The following is a 17,588-nucleotide window of genomic DNA, read 5'->3' as shown; positions in this document are numbered from 1 at the left end:
AATGGATCTCGTGCCCGTGCTCGAAGAACCACTGAAGAAGGCGCTCGGTCCCGCCACCGCGAAGGTGATGGCCGAGCACCTCGGCCTGCACACCGTCGGCGATCTGCTGCACCACTACCCCCGCAGATACGAGGAGCGCGGACAGCTCACGCACCTCGCCGACCTGCCGATGGACGAGCACGTGACGGTGGTGGCCCAGGTCGCCGACGCCCGCCTGCACACCTTCGCCTCCTCCAAGGCACCCCGCGGCAAGGGCCAGCGCCTCGAAGTGACCATCACGGACGGCAGCGGCCGGATCCAGCTCGTCTTCTTCGGCAACGGCGTGCACAAGCCCCACAAGGACCTGCTGCCCGGCACCCGCGCGATGTTCTCCGGCAAGGTCTCCGTCTTCAACCGCCGCCTCCAGCTCGCCCACCCGGCCTACGAACTGCTGCGCGGCGAGGGCGACGAGGCCGCGGAGAGCGTCGACAGCTGGGCGGGCGCCCTCATCCCGATCTACCCGGCCACCGCCAAGCTGGAGTCCTGGAAGATCGCCAAGTCCGTGCAGACGGTGCTGCCCAGCGCCCAGGAGGCGGTCGATCCCCTCCCGGACCCGCTGCGGGACGGCCGCGGTCTGGTCACCCTCCCCGAGGCCCTCCTCAAGATCCACCGCCCGCACACCAAGGCGGACATCCACGACGCCCGCGCCCGCCTCAAGTGGGACGAGGCCTTCGTCCTCCAGGTCGCCCTGGCCCGCCGCCGGCACGCCGACGCCCAGCTCCCGGCCGTGGCCCGCACCCCCGCGCCCGACGGCCTGCTGACCACCTTCGACAGCAGACTGCCCTTCACCCTCACCGAGGGCCAGCGGAAGGTCTCCAAGGAGATCTTCGACGGCCTCGCCACCGAACACCCGATGCACCGGCTGCTCCAGGGGGAGGTGGGCAGTGGGAAGACGATGGTGGCCCTGCGCGCCATGCTCGCCGTCGTCGACGCGGGTGGGCAGGCAGCGATGCTCGCGCCCACCGAGGTGCTCGCCCAGCAGCATCACCGGTCGATCACCGAGATGATGGGCGAGCTGGCCGAGGGCGGCATGCTCGGCGGGGCCGAGCACGCGACGAAGGTCGTGCTCCTCACCGGCTCCATGGGGACGGCCGGCCGCCGACAGGCGCTGCTCGACCTGGTCACCGGCGAGGCCGGGATCGTGATCGGCACCCACGCGCTGATCGAGGACAAGGTGCAGTTCCACGATCTGGGCCTGGTCGTGGTCGACGAACAGCACCGCTTCGGCGTCGAGCAGCGCGACGCCCTGCGCGGCAAGGGCAAACAGCCCCCGCACCTCCTGGTGATGACCGCCACCCCCATCCCGCGCACGGTCGCGATGACGGTCTTCGGCGACCTGGAGACCTCCGTGCTCGACCAGCTCCCCGCCGGACGGTCCCCGATCGCCAGCCATGTCGTCCCGGCCGCGGACAAGCCGCACTTCCTCACCCGCGCGTGGGAGCGCGTGCGCGAGGAGGTGGAGAACGGCCATCAGGCGTACGTCGTCTGCCCCCGCATCGGTGACGAGGAGGACGACCCGAAGAAGGCCGCCCGGAAGAAGTCCGCCGAGGACGAGGCGGAGAAGCGTCCGCCGCTGGCCGTCCTGGACATCGCCGACGAGCTCGCCAAGGGACCCCTTCAGGGCCTGAGGGTCGAGGTCCTGCACGGCAGGATGCACCCGGACGACAAGGACGCCGTCATGCGCCGCTTCGCCGCGGGCGAGACACACGTCCTGGTCGCCACGACCGTGATCGAGGTCGGGGTGAACGTACCGAACGCCACCGCCATGGTGATCATGGACGCCGACCGCTTCGGCGTCTCCCAGCTCCATCAGCTCCGCGGCCGGGTCGGCCGCGGCTCGGCGGCGGGGCTCTGCCTGCTGGTCTCCGAGATGCCGGAGGCGAGCCCGGCCCGCCAGCGGCTGAACGCGGTGGCCTCGACCCTGGACGGCTTCGAACTCTCCCGCATCGACCTCGAACAGCGCCGCGAGGGCGACGTCCTCGGCCAGGCGCAGTCCGGTGTCCGCTCCTCGCTGCGCATGCTGACCGTCATCGACGACGAGGAGATCATCGCGGAGGCCCGCGAGGAGGCCACCGCCGTGGTCGCCGCCGACCCGGACCTCACGGGCCTGCCCGGCCTGCGCGTCGCCCTGGACGCCCTGCTGGACGAGGAGCGGGAGCAGTACCTGGACAAGGGCTGAGCGGCGGCGGGCGGCCTACGGCTGAGAGACTGGGAGGAACCGACCACCCCCAGCGCAAAGGACCCTCATGACCCGCGTGATCGCCGGCCGGGCCGGCGGACGCCGTCTGGCCGTCCCGCCGGGCACCGGCACCCGCCCCACCTCCGACCGGGCGCGCGAGGGCCTCTTCTCCACCTGGCAGTCCCTGCTCGGCGGCCCGCTGGAGGGCGAGCGCGTGCTCGACCTGTACGCGGGCTCGGGCGCCGTCGGCCTGGAGGCCCTCAGCCGCGGAGCCGGCCACACCCTGCTCGTGGAGGCGGACGCCCGCGCGGCCAAGGTCATCCGCGACAACGTGAAGACGCTGGGCCTGCCCGGCGCCGAGGTCAGAGCGGGCAAAGCGGAACAGATCGTCCGGACGGCGGCGCCGCGGGAACCGTACGACCTGGTCTTCATCGACCCTCCGTACGCCGTCGCGGACGACGATCTTCGGGAGATTCTGCTCACACTCCGCACCGGGGGCTGGCTCACGGAGGATGCGCTCGTCACCGTGGAGCGCAGCACAAGAGGCGGAGAATTCGGCTGGCCCGAGGGTTTCGAGGCCGTCAGGGCCCGTCGTTACGGCGAGGGGACCTTTTGGTACGGTCGCGCCGCCTCTACGTGCGAAGACGCACGATGACCGGACCGGAGAGCGAGGGACCACTGTTGCGCCGCGCCGTCTGTCCGGGGTCATTCGACCCCATCACCAACGGACATCTCGACATCATCGCCCGCGCCTCCGCGCTGTACGACGTCGTGCACGTCGTCGTGATGATCAATCAGTCCAAGAAGGGCCTGTTCACGGTCGACGAGCGGATCGAGCTGATCCGCGAGGTCACGGCCGAGTTCGGCAACGTCCAGGTCGAGGCCTACCACGGCCTCCTCGTCGACTACTGCAAGCAGCGGGACATCCCGGCCATCGTCAAGGGCCTGCGCGCGGTCAGCGACTTCGACTACGAACTCCAGATGGCCCAGATGAACAACGGCCTCTCGGGCGTCGAGACCCTGTTCATCCCGACCAGCCCCACCTACAGCTTCCTCTCCTCGTCACTGGTGAAGGAAGTCGCGAACTGGGGCGGCGACATCTCCCACCTGGTGCCGCCGGTGGTCCTGGAGGCGCTCACGGAGCGCCTCGGCAAGGACTGAGCGACTGACTGTCCGTCACCCGGTGTCGGGCGGTGCGGGAGTGGTCGTACAGTCGTCCCGTCCGTCTCCATCACGGCTGTAGAGAGTGGCGAGCACACGGTGGACGTACAGAAGAAGCTCGATGAGATCGTCTCGGCGGTCGGCAGTGCCCGTTCCATGCCCATGTCGGCATCGTGCGTGGTCAACCGCGCCGACCTGCTCGCGATGCTGGAAGAGGTGCGCCAGGCGCTGCCCGGCTCCCTCGCCCAGGCGCAGGAGTTGATCGGCGGCCGCGAGGAGATGGTCGAGCGGGCCCGTCAGGAGGCCGAGCGGATCATCGAGACCGCGCACGCCGAGCGCGGTTCGCTGATCTCCGACACCGAGGTCGCCCGCCGCTCGCAGAACGAGGCGGACCGGATTCTCAACGAGTCGCGCAAGGAGGCCGAGGAGATCCGCGCGGAGGCCGACGACTACGTCGACTCCCAGCTCGCCAACTTCGAGGTCGTCCTCACCAAGACCCTCGGCTCCGTCGGCCGCGGCCGCGAGAAGCTCCTCGGCACCGGCCCCGGCCTCGACGAGCAGGGGTACGAGGACGAGGACGCCCCCGAGCGCAGCTACGACCCGGAGACCCTGCGCCGCAACGCCGACGACTACGTCGACGCCAAGCTCGGCGCCTTCGAGGCCGTCCTCGCCAAGACCCTGGAGGCCGTCGGCCGCGGCCGCGAGAAGCTCCAGGGCCGCATCGCCAGCGACGACCTCGGCGAACTCGGCACCTTCGCGGACGACGGGACGCCGGGCGCGCACACCAGCGACGCCGACTACCTGGCCGGCCTCGCGGAGCTCGCCGACGACCCCGAGCAGAGCGCCCGGACCCCGGAGCCGGCCGCACAGCCGTCCTACGCCCAGCAGGACGCGTACGCCTACCAGCAGCAGGCCGACCCGTACGGCTACCAGCAGCAGTACACGCAGCAGCAGGACGCCTACGGCTACCAGCAGGCCGACCCGTACGCCGCCTACCAGCAGCAGGGCTACGACCAGCAGGGCTACGACCAGAGCGGGCAGGTCTACGGCCAGCAGGCCCACGCCATGGACCAGCAGAACCACGCCCTCGACGAGGCCAGCCTCTTCGACACCAGCATGATCAGCGCGGACCAGCTCAGGGCGTACGAGCAGGGGCGCGGCGGCCACTGACCCCCGGTCGGGAGGGGCGCGCGCCCCCGGCCCGGGGGCCGGCGCGCACCGGATTGGGCCGTGAGCGAAAGGTCCAGTATCCTGGCTCTTCGGTCGCGTGTACGTCCGCGATCAGCGCTGCCCGAGGGACACCTGGGGCGGTGTCCCCGAGTTCGTAGATCGAAAGCAGGAATGGCTCTGAACGCCCGCCTCGACCACCGCAATCCTCTCGTGTTCGACACACACGAGCTGGGGCGGCGTCCTGGCGCGATGCAGCGCCTGACCCGCACGATCGACGCTCCCGTGGATCTCGGGATCCAGGGTGTCATCGGAGTGCCGGAAGGCGCGCCGGTGGAGCTCGAACTCCGTCTGGAGTCGGTCATGGAAGGGGTGCTTGTCACAGGCACCGCCCGTGCATCGGCGAAGGGGGAGTGCGTAAGGTGTCTGGAGCCGCTTGAGCAGGTGCTCGAAGCGGATTTCCAGGAGATGTTCTCGTACCCTGACGCCGATGACCGGGGCCGCCCCAAGGCGGAGCCGGTCGACGACGCCGAGGACGACGAGGAGACTCTCCCCCTCGAGGACGGACTGTTCGACCTCGAACCCGTGCTGCGGGATGCGGTGGTGCTCGCACTGCCGATGCAGCCGGTGTGCCAGGACGACTGCCTGGGCCTGTGCTCCGAATGCGGAGCCCGGCTCGCGGACGACCCGGACCACCACCACGACGCCCTCGACATCCGTTGGGCGGCACTGCAGGGACTCGCCGGTTCACTCGAAGATGGCGAGAAGGACGAGTTGAGCGGCGCCGAACCTGGCGTCGACGAGAAGCAGGAGAAGTAGCCGTGGCTGTTCCGAAGCGGAAGATGTCGCGCAGCAACACGCGCCACCGCCGGTCGCAGTGGAAGGCTGCGGTCCCCACCCTGGTTGCGTGCGAGCGCTGCCACGAGCCCAAGCTGCAGCACATCGCGTGCCCGGCTTGCGGCACCTACAACAAGCGCCAGGTCCTCGAGGTCTGAGCGGCTGGTGAGAGGTCTGATGTCTGACGCCAAGGCGGATACAAACGCCAAGAAAAAGGCGGACAACACAGCCTCGTCCCACACGCTTCTGGAAGGGCGGCTCGGCTACAAGCTCGAGTCCGCCCTTCTGGTGCGTGCGCTGACCCACCGTTCCTACGCGTACGAGAACGGCGGTCTGCCGACCAACGAGCGTCTGGAGTTCCTCGGGGACTCCGTACTTGGCCTCGTGGTCACGGACACGCTGTACCGCACTCACCCCGACCTGCCGGAAGGCCAACTGGCCAAACTGCGGGCCGCGGTGGTCAATTCTCGTGCGTTGGCCGAGGTGGGCCGCGGCCTCGAACTCGGCTCCTTCATCCGGCTCGGCCGGGGCGAGGAAGGCACGGGAGGCCGGGACAAGGCGTCCATCCTCGCCGACACCCTTGAAGCGGTGATCGGCGCCGTCTATCTCGACCAGGGTCTTGAAGCGGCGGGCGAACTCGTCCACCGTCTCTTCGACCCACTGATCGAGAAGTCCTCGAATCTCGGTGCCGGCCTGGACTGGAAGACCAGTCTCCAGGAGCTCACCGCGACCGAAGGGCTCGGAGTTCCCGAGTACCTGGTCACGGAGACCGGCCCGGACCACGAGAAGGTCTTCACTGCTGCCGCCCGCGTCGGAGGCGTCTCGTACGGCACCGGCACCGGCCGCAGCAAGAAGGAGGCGGAGCAGCAGGCCGCGGAATCCGCGTGGCGTGCCATCCACTCCGCCGCGGACGAACGCGCGAAGTCGGCGCAGGCCGCCGAACAGGCGGCTCGTGCCGCCCAGCAGGCGGCGCAGGACATCGAGGAGACCGCCGACGCCTCCTCGACGCCCAGCACCGACACGGCCACCGCCTGAATCCTTCACCCGGGCGGGAACGCGCTGATCCGCGTCCCCGCCCGGCCCCCGCACCACCGGACCCCGCCCCGCCGCACTCGCGCCGGGGCGGGGTCCGTGCGTTGCCGCTGCCGCGGAGGGGGCCGGGTGAGTGGGGCCGACTGAGCCCCGGCCGGCGGAAGGCAACTCCGAACCCCGCGCGGCTGGGCGCCCGCGCGGTTTCCCGGCTCCGCCCCGGGCCTTCGGCCTGCCCCGGGTTCGCGGCGGTGAGGGGCCGGGATCGAACCCCGGGGGAACGCTTGCCTCAGGCTGGGTGGTGAACCGCTCCCCGACGGTCGCCGTCCGGTGCGATGTACCCTTCCGGCATTACCGGCCCAGCCCGTTCCCCCAGGAGGAGTCCCGTGCCCGAGCTGCCCGAAGTCGAAGTCGTGCGGCGGGGGTTGGAGCGCTGGGTCACCGGGCGGGTGGTGCGATCGGTGGAGGTCCGTCATCCGCGGGCCGTACGGCGGCATCTGGCGGGCCCCGACGGCTTCGCCAAGGCGCTCGCAGGGCACCGGGTGGGCGAGGCGATGCGCCGCGGCAAGTACCTGTGGCTGCCCCTCGACGACTCGCCGTACTCCGTGCTCGCCCACCTGGGCATGAGTGGACAGCTCCTCGTGCAGCCGGAGGACGCCGCGGAGGAGAAGCACCTGCGCATCCGCGTCCGCTTCGAGGACGAGCAGGGGACCGAGCTGCGCTTCGTCGACCAGCGCACCTTCGGCGGGCTGTCGCTGCACGAGAACACCCCGGACGGCCTCCCCGACGTCATCGCGCACATCGCCCGCGACCCTCTCGACCCCCTCTTCGACGACGCCGCGTTCCACACCGCGCTGCGCGCCCGCCGGACGACCCTCAAGCGCGCCCTGCTCGACCAGTCACTGATCAGCGGTGTCGGGAACATCTACGCCGACGAGGCGCTGTGGCGTTCCAAGCTGCATTACGAACGCCCCACGGGAACGATGACCCGGCCGCGCACCGCCGAACTCCTCGGCCACGTCCGCGAGGTCATGAACGACGCGCTCGCCGCCGGAGGCACGAGCTTCGACAGTCTGTACGTCAACGTCAACGGCGAGTCCGGCTACTTCGACCGCTCGCTCGACGCGTACGGGCGCGAGGGCGAGCCCTGCCGCCGCTGCGGGACGCCGATCCGCCGACGCGCCTGGATGAACCGCTCCAGCTACTTCTGCCCACGCTGCCAACGGGCCCCCCGCCCGACCGCCTGAGGCGCCGGACCCCGGACCCTGGGCCTTTGAGCCCCTACGCTCCCCGCGCCGCCCGCGAGGTCCCACTGGCCTCGCGGATCTCGTCGTAACGCCCGCGGGCCTCCAGGACGTCGTCCATGCGTCCTTCGACGAAGTCGATGAGGGCCAGCAGTCGCTCGGCGACCTCGCGGCCCAGCGGCGTGAGGGTGTAGTCGACGCGCGGCGGGTTCGTGGGCCGCGCGTCACGGAGCACCAGACCGTCGCGCTCCAGCGCGTGCAGGGTCTGCGAGAGCATCTTCTCGCTGACGCCGTCGACCCGGCGGCGCAGCTCGTTGAACCGGAACGTGCCGTCGTACAGCGCTCCGAGCGTGAGCGAGCCCCAGCGACCGGTGACGTTCTCCAGCGTGCCCCGGGACGGACAGCCGCGGGCGAACACGTCGTACGCGAGGTCCCCGCCGCCGGCACTCACGCCGTCCTCGCCGCTCCCGGCGCGCTCCGTGATCCCCGCGGACGATTCCATGCAGCCAGCATACTCAGCCACAGCGCCACCCGACAGGTTGCACTAACTCCTGGTTAGCTCCCTGCCCGATGCCCTGCTCCCGCCCCTGAGCAGCCGCGAGCAGACGTGTTCATGCGCGAGGTCCACCGGTCCGCCAGGCTGGCCGGTCCACACACGATCGGGGGACCGGCGGAGGCCACGGGGGATCGGGGCGGAAACGCCACATGGCCGACCCCCCGAGCGGGTCGGCCATGCGTGGTGCGATCGGCTCAGTAGCCGAAGTCCTGCGTCCACCAAGGGCCGCCCTCGCCGAAGTGGGCTCCGACGCCGAGGGTCTTGAAGTCGCAGTTCAGGATGTTGGCCTTGTGGCCGGGGCTGTTCATCCAGGCTTCCATGACGGCTGCCGCGTCGACCTGGCCGCGGGCTATGTTCTCGCCGCCGAGGCTGGTTATCCCGGCGTTCGCCGCGCGGTCCCAGGGGCTGAGCCCGCTCGGGTCGGTGTGGTCGAAGAAGGACCGGGCCGCCATGTCCTCGCTGAAGGTCCGGGCCAGGTCCGTCAGGGCGCTGTTCGCGGCCACCGGGCTGCAACCGACCTTGGCTCGCTCGTCGTTGACGAGCTTGAGCACCTCGGTCTCGGCGGCGGACTCCGCGGACACGTTCACCGGGGTCTTGGCGACCGGCGCCTTGGTCTCCTGCTTGGAGGGCTTGGTCGTCTTCGGAGCCTTGGGCTCCTTCGTCTTCTCTTCCTTGGAAGCCCCGTCGTCCTGCTTCTTCGGCGGCTCGGTCGTGGTCGGAGCGGCCGACGGTGACGTGGAGGTCGAGGGGGCGACGGTCGAGGGGGTCGACGCGCGACCGGAGCCACGGCTCGTCGACGTGCCCTCGCGGGAGTCCGCGCTGCCCGAGGTGCCGCCCTGCTGGGTCTCCACGCTGGAGGGCGAGCTCGCGGCCTGGACGCTGTCGGAGTTGTTGCTGCCACCGCCGAGCGCGTAGTTCTCGGCGCCGGGCACGACACCGGCCGCGACGGCCACGGTGCCGAGGGCCACGGCCGCCGAGACGCCGAGCAGTCCCGTCTTGACCGGGCTCGGACCCTTCCGCTTGCGGTGCGAGCGGGCGGAGGCGGCGGTCGGGAGATCGGCGACGGCCGCGTAGCCGTACAGGTTCTCCGGGCCGTAGCTTTCCGTGGGGGTCCCGCTCGTATCTGTGACTCCGGTGGCGCGCCCTGTGGCGGCGCGGCCGGCGTCGGAGCGTCGGTGGCGTCCCATCTCTTGGGCCTTCCTCGATCTTGAGTCAGCGATCCTCATTTAAACCTCACCCGAAAGAGTGAGTTTCTAATGAGACTCATTGGGTCGGGACGGTACCCCATGGCGCGTGTGGAGGATGTGCTCCACGAGACATTGTCCGGTTAGCGTGCAGCCATGAACGAGGTTTCACGGCTGGTCGTCTGGGTCCGCGGACGGGTCCAAGGTGTGGGTTTCCGCTGGTTTACGCGGGCCAGGGCGCTGGAGATCGGAGAGCTGAGTGGTTTTGCTCTCAATCTCGACGACGGACGCGTCCAGGTGGTCGCGGAGGGCCCCCGGGCCGGCTGTCAGAGTCTGCTCGACTGGCTCCAGGGAGACGACACGCCCGGCCGGGTGGACGGAGTCACTGAGATCTGGGACACGCCCCGGGGGATCTACGACGGCTTCGCCATCCGCTGACGACGACGGCCCGCGGGGGCCCCGGAAGGTGGCGTGGCGTATGCCACCGGCACCCGTCAGTAGTGGGAATGGCCTGGTAGTTGCCAAGAACGGCGCGAAGTGGCAGGCTCCCGAGATAACGATGATCCCGCCGCCCTGAGGGCCCCACCGGAGTCGCAGCGCCGCCGCTTCAGAAGCCGCGCGACAGTGGGTTGCCCGCCGATACAGGGCGTGATCGTGTTGACCGTCAAACTTTTTGGTGAGACGCTGAAAGCCCCGCGCACCTTAGCTGTTTGGCATGTGGAACGGCAGCACGACAACAGCAGTGTCAAGCATCGCGGGTGCGATTCCCTCACGACCCACACCGCTTCGGTCGGTCACTCAGTGTGGAGGACCATCCATCATGGCAAAGGCGCTTCTCGGTTACGTCGGCGGTTCCGACCCGCGACTCATTGCCGAGATGCGACGGCTCCAGCAGCGCGTCCAGGACCTCGAATCCGAGCTTGTACGGATTCAGGCCGAGAACGACGCGCTCGCGGCTGCCGCTTCTCACGACTCGATTCTCGAGAGCATCGACGTACCCCAGGCGGAGCCTGCGCTCACCTGATCACTGCACCGCACCATGACAGCAGTGGTTGGGCGGCCCGAATCAACCGCTACGTTGTCAGATTTGCAAGGGACGCCGTCCGGCGTCCCTTCTTTCTTTTCCCCGAGCGGCCATCCCCGTCATCCCCCCTCTTCAACGTCTGGTGTGCCCTGCGCGTTCATGGGCGAAACCGCGCGTTCATGGAGTGAGACCGGCCCGAAAGGTAGAGTCCGGCGGCGTGCACCTCAAGGCCCTGACCCTGCGCGGGTTCAAGTCGTTCGCCTCCGCGACCACGCTGCGGTTCGAGCCGGGCATCACCTGTGTCGTGGGCCCCAACGGCTCGGGCAAGTCCAACGTCGTGGACGCCCTGAGCTGGGTCATGGGCGAACAGGGGGCCAAGTCGCTGCGCGGCGGCAAGATGGAGGACGTCATCTTCGCCGGCACCACCGGGCGCCCGCCGCTCGGCCGCGCCGAGGTCTCCCTGACCATCGACAACTCGGACGGGGCGCTGCCCATCGAGTACGCCGAGGTCACCATCACGCGGATCATGTTCCGCAACGGCGGCAGCGAGTACCAGATCAACGGCGACACCTGCCGCCTGCTCGACATCCAGGAACTGCTGTCCGACTCCGGCATCGGCCGCGAGATGCACGTCATCGTCGGACAGGGCCAGCTCGACTCCGTCCTGCACGCCGACCCGATGGGCCGCCGCGCCTTCATCGAGGAGGCGGCGGGCGTCCTCAAGCACCGCAAGCGCAAGGAGAAGGCGCTGCGGAAGCTGGACGCGATGCAGGCCAACCTCGCGCGCGTGCAGGACCTCACCGACGAACTGCGGCGCCAGCTCAAGCCGCTCGGCCGGCAGGCCGCCGTCGCCCGCCGCGCCGCCGTCATCCAGGCCGACCTGCGCGACGCCCGGCTGCGCCTCCTCGCCGACGACCTCGTAAGGCTGCGGGGCGCCCTCCGGTCCGAGATCGCCGACGAGGCCGCGCTCAAGCAGCGCAAGGAGTCCGCCGAGGCCGAGCTCAAGAAGGCGCTCCAGCGGGAGGCCCTGCTGGAGGACGAGGTCCGCCGGCTCACCCCGCGCCTCCAGCGCGCCCAGCAGACCTGGTACGAACTCTCCCAGCTCGCGGAGCGGGTGCGCGGCACGGTCTCGCTGGCCGACGCGCGCGTGAAGAGCACCACCTCGGTGCCCGCCGAGGAACGGCGCGGGCGCGACCCCGAGGACATGGAGCGCGAGGCCGTCCGCGTCCGTGAGCAGGAGGCCGAGCTCGAAGCGGCCCTGGACGTGGCCGAGCGGGCCCTGGAGGACACGGTCGCGCACCGCGCCGAACTGGAACGCGAGCTGACCGTCGAGGAGCGCCGCCTCAAGGACGTGGCCCGCGCCATCGCCGACCGCCGCGAGGGACTCGCCCGCCTCGGCGGCCAGGTCAACGCCGCCCGGTCGCGCGCCGCCTCCGCGCAGGCCGAGATCGACCGGCTCGCCGCCGCCCGCGACGAGGCCCAGGAACGCGCGGTCACGGCACAGGAGGAGTACGAGGAACTGAAGGCCGAGGTCGACGGGCTCGACGCGGGCGACGCCGATCTCACCGAACAGCACGAGGCGGCCAGGCGCGCCCTCTCCGACGCGGAGGCCGCGTTGAGCGCGGCCCGCGAGGCCGCCACCGCGGCCGAACGCAAGCGGGCCGCCACCCGGGCCCGGCGCGACGCCCTCGCCCTCGGCCTGCGGCGCAAGGACGGCACGGGAGCGCTGCTCGGCGCCACGGACCGGCTCACCGGGGTGCTCGGTCCCGCCGCCGGACTGCTGACGGTCACCCCCGGCTTCGAGGTCGCGCTCGCCGCCGCGTTCGGCGTGGCCGCCGACGCCGTCGCGGTCGCCACCCCCGCCTCGGCCGCCGAGGCCATCCGGCTGCTGCGCAAGCAGGACGCCGGCCGCGCGGCCCTGCTCCTCGCCGGAGCACCCGGGGAACCCGACGCCGAAGCGCACGCCCCCGCCGGAGCGGCGGACGGCGCCTCCCCGCACGTACCCCTCGACGGCGACACACCGCCGTACGCCGCCGATCTCGTCCGGGGACCCGCCGAACTGATGCCCGCCGTACGGCGGTTGCTGCGCGGGATCGTCGTCGTCGGCACGCTGGAGGAGGCCGAGGACCTGGTCTACGCACGGCCCGGACTCACCGCGGTGACCGCCGAGGGCGACCTGCTCGGGGCGCACTTCGCGCACGGCGGGTCCGCCGGGGCGCCCAGCCTGCTCGAAGTACAGGCGTCCGTGGACGAGGCGGCGGCCGAGCTGGAGGAACTGGCCGTACGCTGCGAGGAGTTGGCCGAGGCGCAGCGGCTGGCGACCGAGCGGCGGGGCGAACGAGCCGCGTTCGTCGAGGAGTTGGGGGAGCGGCGGCGCGACGCCGAACGGCAGAAGTCGTCCGTCGCCCAGCAGCTCGGGCGGCTGGCCGGACAGGCGCGCGGCGCCGCGGGCGAGGCAGAGCGGAGCACCGCCGCGGCCGCCCGAGCGCAGGAAGCCCTCGACCGGGCCGTGGCCGATGCGGAGGAACTCGCCGAACGGCTCGCCGTGGCCGAGGAGATGCCGGTCGAGGAGGAACCCGACACCTCGGTACGGGACCGGCTCGCCGCGGACGGCGCCAACGCGCGGCAGACGGAGATGGAGGCCCGCCTCCAGGTGCGCACGCACGAGGAGCGGGTCAAGGGACTCGCCGGACGGGCCGACTCGCTGGACCGTGCGGCCCGCGCCGAACGCGAGGCACGCGCGCGTGCCGAACAGCGGCGCGCCCGGCTCCGCCACGAGGCCGCCGTGGCCGAGGCCGTCGCCTCCGGCGCACGGCAGCTTCTCGCGCACGTCGAGATCTCGCTCGCCCGTGCCGAGGAGGAGCGCACCGCCGCCGACAGCGCGAAGGCCCACCGTGAGCAGGAGCTCGTGACCGCGCGGAGTCAGGGCCGCGAGCTCAAGGAGGAGCTCGACAAGCTCACCGACTCGGTGCACCGGGGCGAGGTGCTGGGCGCCGAGAAGCGGATGCGCATAGAGCAGCTCGAGGCGAAGGCGCTGGACGAACTCGGCGTCGAGCCGGCGGGACTCGTCGCGGACTACGGCCCCGACCAGCTCGTACCGCCGTCGCTGCCCGCCGAGGGCGAGGAACTGCCCGAGGACCCCGAGCACCCGCGCAACCAGCCCCGGCGGTTCCACCGTGCGGAGCAGGAGAAGCGGCTCAAGTCGGCCGAACGGGCGTACCAGCAGCTCGGCAAGGTCAATCCGCTGGCCCTGGAGGAGTTCGCCGCGCTGGAGGAGCGCCACAAGTTCCTCAGCGAGCAGCTGGAGGACCTCAAGAAGACGCGCACCGACCTTCTCCAGGTGGTGAAGGAGGTCGACGAGCGCGTCGAGCAGGTCTTCACCGAGGCGTACCGGGACACCGCCCGGGAGTTCGAGGGCGTCTTCAGCCGGCTGTTCCCGGGCGGGGACGGGCGGCTCATCCTGACCGACCCCGACAACATGCTCACCACCGGCGTCGACGTCGAGGCCAGGCCGCCGGGCAAGAAGGTCAAGCGGCTCAGCCTGCTCTCCGGCGGCGAACGGTCGCTGACCGCCGTCGCGCTCCTCGTGTCGATCTTCAAGGCGCGCCCCAGCCCGTTCTACGTCATGGACGAGGTCGAGGCGGCGCTGGACGACACCAACCTCCAGCGGCTGATCAGGATCATGCAGGAGCTGCAGGAGGCCTCCCAGCTCATCGTGATCACGCATCAGAAGCGCACGATGGAGGTCGCCGACGCGCTCTACGGCGTCTCCATGCAGGGCGACGGCGTCTCGAAGGTCATCAGCCAGCGCCTGCGCTGATCACCGGGGCCGCGGCCCGCGGTCGTCCGCCCGGTTGCGGTCCGAACCGCAACCGGGACGGCTGGGCTCTAGGGCAGGTCGTCCGGTGCCGGCAGGTCCTCGCCCACGCCCTCGTCGGCGAGTTCGGCGAGCACCTCGGCGTGACAGCGCTCGGGGACGCACCAGCAGCCGAGGCGGTGACCGCGCAGGGCGGGCAGCCGGGCCAGCAGTTCCGGGTGTGCCAGCAGATGGGCGCGGTACATCTCGACGACCTCGTCCCGGGTGCCGTCGTGGCCGGGGCGGAACGGGCTCGCCAGCGGGGAGCCGGCCAGGTGCCAGCCACCCCGGTGCATGGCGCGGCCGACGTACACCACATCGGCGTACGCGGGATCGTCGCGGTGACCCTTGAGGTTGACGACCGTGGTCTGCGGCATGACCGGATCCTCCTCGCTCCGGCGGCCGGGGGCAACGCGAGCACGGACGAGAACGGTCCCTCGTTGGACCATTCGGGCACGTGATGTTCAAAGCTTGAACACAGCAACGTCACATCGGCAGGGAAAGTCCACAAACAGCCGGAACCACCCCCGGGTTTGACTTCGAAAAGTGAAGGCATAGTCTCTCCGACGTTGCTTTTACCTTCAGGTGGTGGCCCGCGTGAACCTGTGCGCCACTGGTAACCACCAACGAAGGCTTTCGCCCCCCACCCCCGGCAGCGAGGCCGGTGGCCCGAGGAGTCTTACGTGACCAGCGCATCGCAGGCACCTGTGCCAGGAGCCAAGCCGGCTCCTCCCGAGCATCTCGGGCATGTCATCTTCATCGCGGCGGCGGCCGCGATGGGCGGCTTCCTGTTCGGCTACGACAGCGCTGTGATCAACGGCGCGGTCGAGGCCATCCGCGACCGCTACGACATCGGCTCCGCGGCGCTGGCCCAGGTCATCGCCATCGCCCTGATCGGCTGTGCCATCGGCGCCGCGGCCGCCGGCCGCATGGCCGACCGCATCGGACGCATCCGCTGCATGCAGATCTCCGCGAGCCTCTTCACCATCAGCGCCATCGGCTCGGCCCTGCCCTTCGCGCTGTGGGACCTCGCCTTCTGGCGCATCATCGGCGGATTCGCCATCGGTATGGCCTCCGTCATCGGCCCCGCCTACATCGCCGAGGTCTCCCCGCCCGCCTACCGCGGACGGCTCGGCTCGTTCCAGCAGGCCGCGATCGTCGTCGGCATCGCCATCTCGCAGCTCGTCAACTACGCCATCCTGAACGCCGCCGACGGCGACCAGCGCGGTCAGCTCCTCGGCGTCGAGGCCTGGCAGGTCATGCTCGGCGTCATGGTCATCCCGGCCGTCCTCTACGGTCTGCTCTCCTTCGCCATCCCCGAGTCGCCGCGCTTCCTGCTCGAAGTGGGCCGCAGGGACCGCGCCCGCGAGGTGCTCAAGGAGGTCGAGGGCGACAAGATCGACCTGGACGCCCGCATGACCGAGATCGAGACGGCCATGAAGGGCGAGCACAAGTCGACGTTCAAGGACCTGCTCGGCGGCGGCTTCCTCTTCCTGCCGATCGTCTGGGTCGGTATCGGCCTCTCGGTCTTCCAGCAGTTCGTCGGCATCAACGTCGCGTTCTACTACTCCTCGACGCTGTGGCAGTCGGTCGGCGTCGACCCGACGGACTCGTTCTTCTACTCGTTCACCACGTCGATCATCAACATCATCGGCACCGTGATCGCCATGATCTTCGTGGACCGTGTCGGCCGTAAGCCGCTCGCCCTCATCGGCTCGGTGGGTATGGCCATCGGTCTCGGCCTGGAGGCCTGGGCCTTCTCCTACGACCTGGTCGACGGCAAACTGCCGGCCACGCAGGGCTGGGTGGCCCTGATCGCCGCGCACGTCTTCGTCCTCTTCTTCGCCCTCTCCTGGGGTGTCGTGGTCTGGGTGTTCCTCGGCGAGATGTTCCCGAACCGGATCCGCGCCGCCGCGCTCGGTGTCGCCGCCTCCGCGCAGTGGATCGCCAACTGGGCCATCACCGCGAGCTTCCCGTCCCTCGCCGACTGGAACCTCTCGGCCACCTACGTGATCTACACGTGCTTCGCCGTGCTCTCCATCCCCTTCGTGCTCAAGTTCGTCAAGGAGACGAAGGGCAAGGCCCTGGAGGAGATGGGCTGACCGCCCGTCTCACCGGCGGCTCCCCACGGCCGCCGCGGGCTCCCCGGAACCCGGGGAGAAGGGCCAAGTCCCCGCTGCCCCTCTCCCCGTACTCGTCAAGAGGGCGTGCTGCCCCGGCTCGGACCGTCAGGTCGTACGAGCCGGGGCAGCACGCTTTCGCAGAACAGACGCAGGCTGCGCCAGCCCTCGTCCACCGGCATCCCGCCGGACAGCGGATGCAGGACGAGGCTGTCCAGGCCCAGCTCCACGCACTGGTCGGGCGTGAGGACGCGGTAGACACCCTCCGCGCGCAGCTCCTCGACCGTCGTGGCCGCCGATTTCACCGCCGAGAGGATCTCGCCGGACTGCCAGGAGGCGTACGTCCGTGCCTCGTGCAGGAAGTGGCGGCCGTACTCGGCCCAGGCCCGGTCCGGGTCCTCGGCGATGTGCAGCAGCGGCGTCTCGGCACCGGGCATCATGGTCCAGCCCTCGGTGCCGTACTCGATGAGCCGCTCCTTGTAATAAGCCTCCAGCTCCGGCAGATGCGCGCTGGGGAAGAACGGCAGGCCGAGCCGGGCGGCACGCCGGGCCGCCGCCCGGGAGGAGCCGCCCACCAGCAGCAGGGGGTGCGGGTCCGAGAACGGGCGCGGGGTGACCCGTACCGTACGGCCCCGGTAGTCGAACTCCTCGCCGGTCCAGGCCTTCAGCACCGTCTCCAGAAGCTCGTCCTGGAGTTTGCCTCGCCGCTTCCAGTCGACGTCGAACTGCGCGTACTCCTCGGGCCGGTAGCCGATGCCGGCCACGGTCACGAGGCGGCCGCCGCTGAGCAGGTCGAGGACGGCGATGTCCTCGGCGAGACGCAGCGGGTCGTGCAGCGGGCCGATGACGGCGGAGACGGTGACCGCGATCTGCCGGGTCGCCCCGAAGACCGCGCCCGCGAACGCGAACGGAGAGGGCAGCCAGTTGTTGACGGCGCCGTGGTGCTCCTCCGTCTGCACCGTGGTGATCCCGCGGTCGTCCGCGTACGTGGCCATCTCGACGGCGGCCCGGTAGCGGGCGCTGAGCGAGGCGGGCGTGGCGTCGGGTTCGACGAGGTTGAAGCGCACGACCGTCACGGGCATGGGGAGCCCCCCTTCGTGGGTGGAGGGGGACGGTAGCTGACGAGGCGTCAGGTTGCCATAGTCGCGGGCACGGATGCGGCCGCGGGCAGGTGCGGGGCGGGGTCGGGGAT

The 17,588-nt window shown here is 70.7% G+C and carries 16 protein-coding genes; 12 read left to right on the top strand and 4 right to left on the bottom strand.

Annotated features, from left to right (window positions below; genetic code table 11):
- The first annotated feature begins 1 nt into the window (after position 1).
- The 8 genes from recG (at position 2) to mutM (ending at position 7,659) form a co-directional block, all read left to right on the top strand.
- Entirely contained in the window at positions 2-2,218 is a 2,217-nt protein-coding gene (gene recG, locus ACIQ7M_RS32455) for an ATP-dependent DNA helicase RecG (protein ID WP_403650998.1), read from the top strand.
- Between the two features lie 67 nt (positions 2,219-2,285).
- Positions 2,286-2,873: a 16S rRNA (guanine(966)-N(2))-methyltransferase RsmD gene (rsmD, locus tag ACIQ7M_RS32450; protein ID WP_355766642.1), complete on the top strand. Its 588-nt coding sequence runs from the start codon at positions 2,286-2,288 to the stop codon at positions 2,871-2,873.
- Between the two features lie 26 nt (positions 2,874-2,899).
- The gene (coaD, locus tag ACIQ7M_RS32445) at positions 2,900-3,379 is read left to right on the top strand and encodes a pantetheine-phosphate adenylyltransferase (RefSeq protein WP_192582606.1); all 480 of its coding nucleotides are present in this window, start codon (positions 2,900-2,902) and stop codon (positions 3,377-3,379) included.
- A 99-nt stretch (positions 3,380-3,478) separates the two neighbouring features.
- Positions 3,479-4,549, top strand: a complete 1,071-nt coding sequence (locus tag ACIQ7M_RS32440) for a cell division initiation protein (RefSeq protein WP_389846734.1) — start codon at positions 3,479-3,481, stop codon at positions 4,547-4,549.
- Positions 4,550-4,720: 171 nt separating this feature from the next.
- On the top strand, positions 4,721-5,365 hold the full coding sequence (locus ACIQ7M_RS32435; RefSeq protein ID WP_355766647.1) for a DUF177 domain-containing protein: 645 nt from the start codon (positions 4,721-4,723) through the stop codon (positions 5,363-5,365).
- 2 nt (positions 5,366-5,367) lie between these two features.
- Complete coding sequence (gene rpmF / locus ACIQ7M_RS32430; RefSeq protein ID WP_006139588.1) at positions 5,368-5,541, top strand: 50S ribosomal protein L32; 174 nt, start codon at positions 5,368-5,370, stop codon at positions 5,539-5,541.
- Positions 5,542-5,560: 19 nt separating this feature from the next.
- Positions 5,561-6,418 carry a ribonuclease III gene (rnc, locus tag ACIQ7M_RS32425; protein ID WP_355766650.1) on the top strand — a complete coding sequence of 286 codons (858 nt, stop codon included), beginning with the start codon at positions 5,561-5,563 and terminating at the stop codon, positions 6,416-6,418.
- A gap of 380 nt (positions 6,419-6,798) precedes the next feature.
- Positions 6,799-7,659 (top strand): bifunctional DNA-formamidopyrimidine glycosylase/DNA-(apurinic or apyrimidinic site) lyase, encoded by an 861-nt coding sequence (mutM, locus tag ACIQ7M_RS32420; protein ID WP_355773412.1) that lies wholly within the window; start codon positions 6,799-6,801, stop codon positions 7,657-7,659.
- Between the two features lie 34 nt (positions 7,660-7,693).
- On the opposite strand, the gene ACIQ7M_RS32415 is transcribed toward mutM, so the two are convergent.
- Together ACIQ7M_RS32415 and ACIQ7M_RS32410 are read right to left on the bottom strand one after the other, a co-directional pair.
- Positions 7,694-8,158 carry a winged helix-turn-helix transcriptional regulator gene (locus ACIQ7M_RS32415; RefSeq protein ID WP_403650994.1) on the bottom strand — a complete coding sequence of 155 codons (465 nt, stop codon included), beginning with the start codon at positions 8,156-8,158 and terminating at the stop codon, positions 7,694-7,696.
- Positions 8,159-8,406: 248 nt separating this feature from the next.
- On the bottom strand, positions 8,407-9,399 hold the full coding sequence (locus ACIQ7M_RS32410; RefSeq protein WP_403650992.1) for a CAP domain-containing protein: 993 nt from the start codon (positions 9,397-9,399) through the stop codon (positions 8,407-8,409).
- A 153-nt stretch (positions 9,400-9,552) separates the two neighbouring features.
- Between ACIQ7M_RS32410 and ACIQ7M_RS32405 the strand changes: the two genes are divergently transcribed.
- The 3 genes from ACIQ7M_RS32405 (at position 9,553) to smc (ending at position 14,240) form a co-directional block, all read left to right on the top strand.
- Positions 9,553-9,834, top strand: coding sequence for an acylphosphatase (locus ACIQ7M_RS32405; RefSeq protein WP_328447682.1), 282 nt, complete (start codon positions 9,553-9,555; stop codon positions 9,832-9,834).
- A gap of 382 nt (positions 9,835-10,216) precedes the next feature.
- Positions 10,217-10,420, top strand: a complete 204-nt coding sequence (locus tag ACIQ7M_RS32400; protein WP_355773424.1) for a hypothetical protein — start codon at positions 10,217-10,219, stop codon at positions 10,418-10,420.
- Positions 10,421-10,637: 217 nt separating this feature from the next.
- Positions 10,638-14,240, top strand: a complete 3,603-nt coding sequence (smc, locus tag ACIQ7M_RS32395; RefSeq protein WP_403650989.1) for a chromosome segregation protein SMC — start codon at positions 10,638-10,640, stop codon at positions 14,238-14,240.
- A 68-nt stretch (positions 14,241-14,308) separates the two neighbouring features.
- Here the strand turns inward: smc and ACIQ7M_RS32390 are convergent, their stop codons facing one another.
- Positions 14,309-14,653, bottom strand: coding sequence for a DUF4326 domain-containing protein (locus tag ACIQ7M_RS32390; RefSeq protein ID WP_403650987.1), 345 nt, complete (start codon positions 14,651-14,653; stop codon positions 14,309-14,311).
- 306 nt (positions 14,654-14,959) lie between these two features.
- Between ACIQ7M_RS32390 and ACIQ7M_RS32385 the strand changes: the two genes are divergently transcribed.
- Positions 14,960-16,378, top strand: coding sequence for a sugar porter family MFS transporter (locus ACIQ7M_RS32385; protein ID WP_355773611.1), 1,419 nt, complete (start codon positions 14,960-14,962; stop codon positions 16,376-16,378).
- Between the two features lie 95 nt (positions 16,379-16,473).
- On the opposite strand, the gene ACIQ7M_RS32380 is transcribed toward ACIQ7M_RS32385, so the two are convergent.
- The gene (locus ACIQ7M_RS32380; RefSeq protein ID WP_403650984.1) at positions 16,474-17,478 is read right to left on the bottom strand and encodes an LLM class flavin-dependent oxidoreductase; all 1,005 of its coding nucleotides are present in this window, start codon (positions 17,476-17,478) and stop codon (positions 16,474-16,476) included.
- Between the last annotated feature and the right edge of the window lie 110 nt (positions 17,479-17,588).

It is taken from the genome of Streptomyces sp. NPDC096324 (assembly GCF_044763015.1).
Classification (GTDB): Bacteria; Actinomycetota; Actinomycetes; order Streptomycetales; family Streptomycetaceae; genus Streptomyces.
The sequence above is the reverse complement of the archived record's forward strand: the minus strand, read 5'-3'. Positions and strand labels throughout refer to the sequence as shown.

What these genes read in the sequence shown, in the direction of transcription:
- ACIQ7M_RS32390 (WP_403650987.1), bottom strand. Translation starts at nt 14,653, where the DNA reads ATGCCGCAGACCACGGTCGTCAACCTCAAGGGTCACCGCGACGATCCC.
- ACIQ7M_RS32400 (WP_355773424.1), top strand. Translation starts at nt 10,217, where the DNA reads ATGGCAAAGGCGCTTCTCGGTTACGTCGGCGGTTCCGACCCGCGACTC.
- ACIQ7M_RS32405 (WP_328447682.1), top strand. Translation starts at nt 9,553, where the DNA reads ATGAACGAGGTTTCACGGCTGGTCGTCTGGGTCCGCGGACGGGTCCAA.
- ACIQ7M_RS32410 (WP_403650992.1), bottom strand. Translation starts at nt 9,399, where the DNA reads ATGGGACGCCACCGACGCTCCGACGCCGGCCGCGCCGCCACAGGGCGC.
- ACIQ7M_RS32415 (WP_403650994.1), bottom strand. Translation starts at nt 8,158, where the DNA reads ATGGAATCGTCCGCGGGGATCACGGAGCGCGCCGGGAGCGGCGAGGAC.
- recG (WP_403650998.1), top strand. Translation starts at nt 2, where the DNA reads ATGGATCTCGTGCCCGTGCTCGAAGAACCACTGAAGAAGGCGCTCGGT.
- ACIQ7M_RS32380 (WP_403650984.1), bottom strand. Translation starts at nt 17,478, where the DNA reads ATGCCCGTGACGGTCGTGCGCTTCAACCTCGTCGAACCCGACGCCACG.
- rsmD (WP_355766642.1), top strand. Translation starts at nt 2,286, where the DNA reads ATGACCCGCGTGATCGCCGGCCGGGCCGGCGGACGCCGTCTGGCCGTC.
- ACIQ7M_RS32435 (WP_355766647.1), top strand. Translation starts at nt 4,721, where the DNA reads ATGGCTCTGAACGCCCGCCTCGACCACCGCAATCCTCTCGTGTTCGAC.
- rnc (WP_355766650.1), top strand. Translation starts at nt 5,561, where the DNA reads ATGTCTGACGCCAAGGCGGATACAAACGCCAAGAAAAAGGCGGACAAC.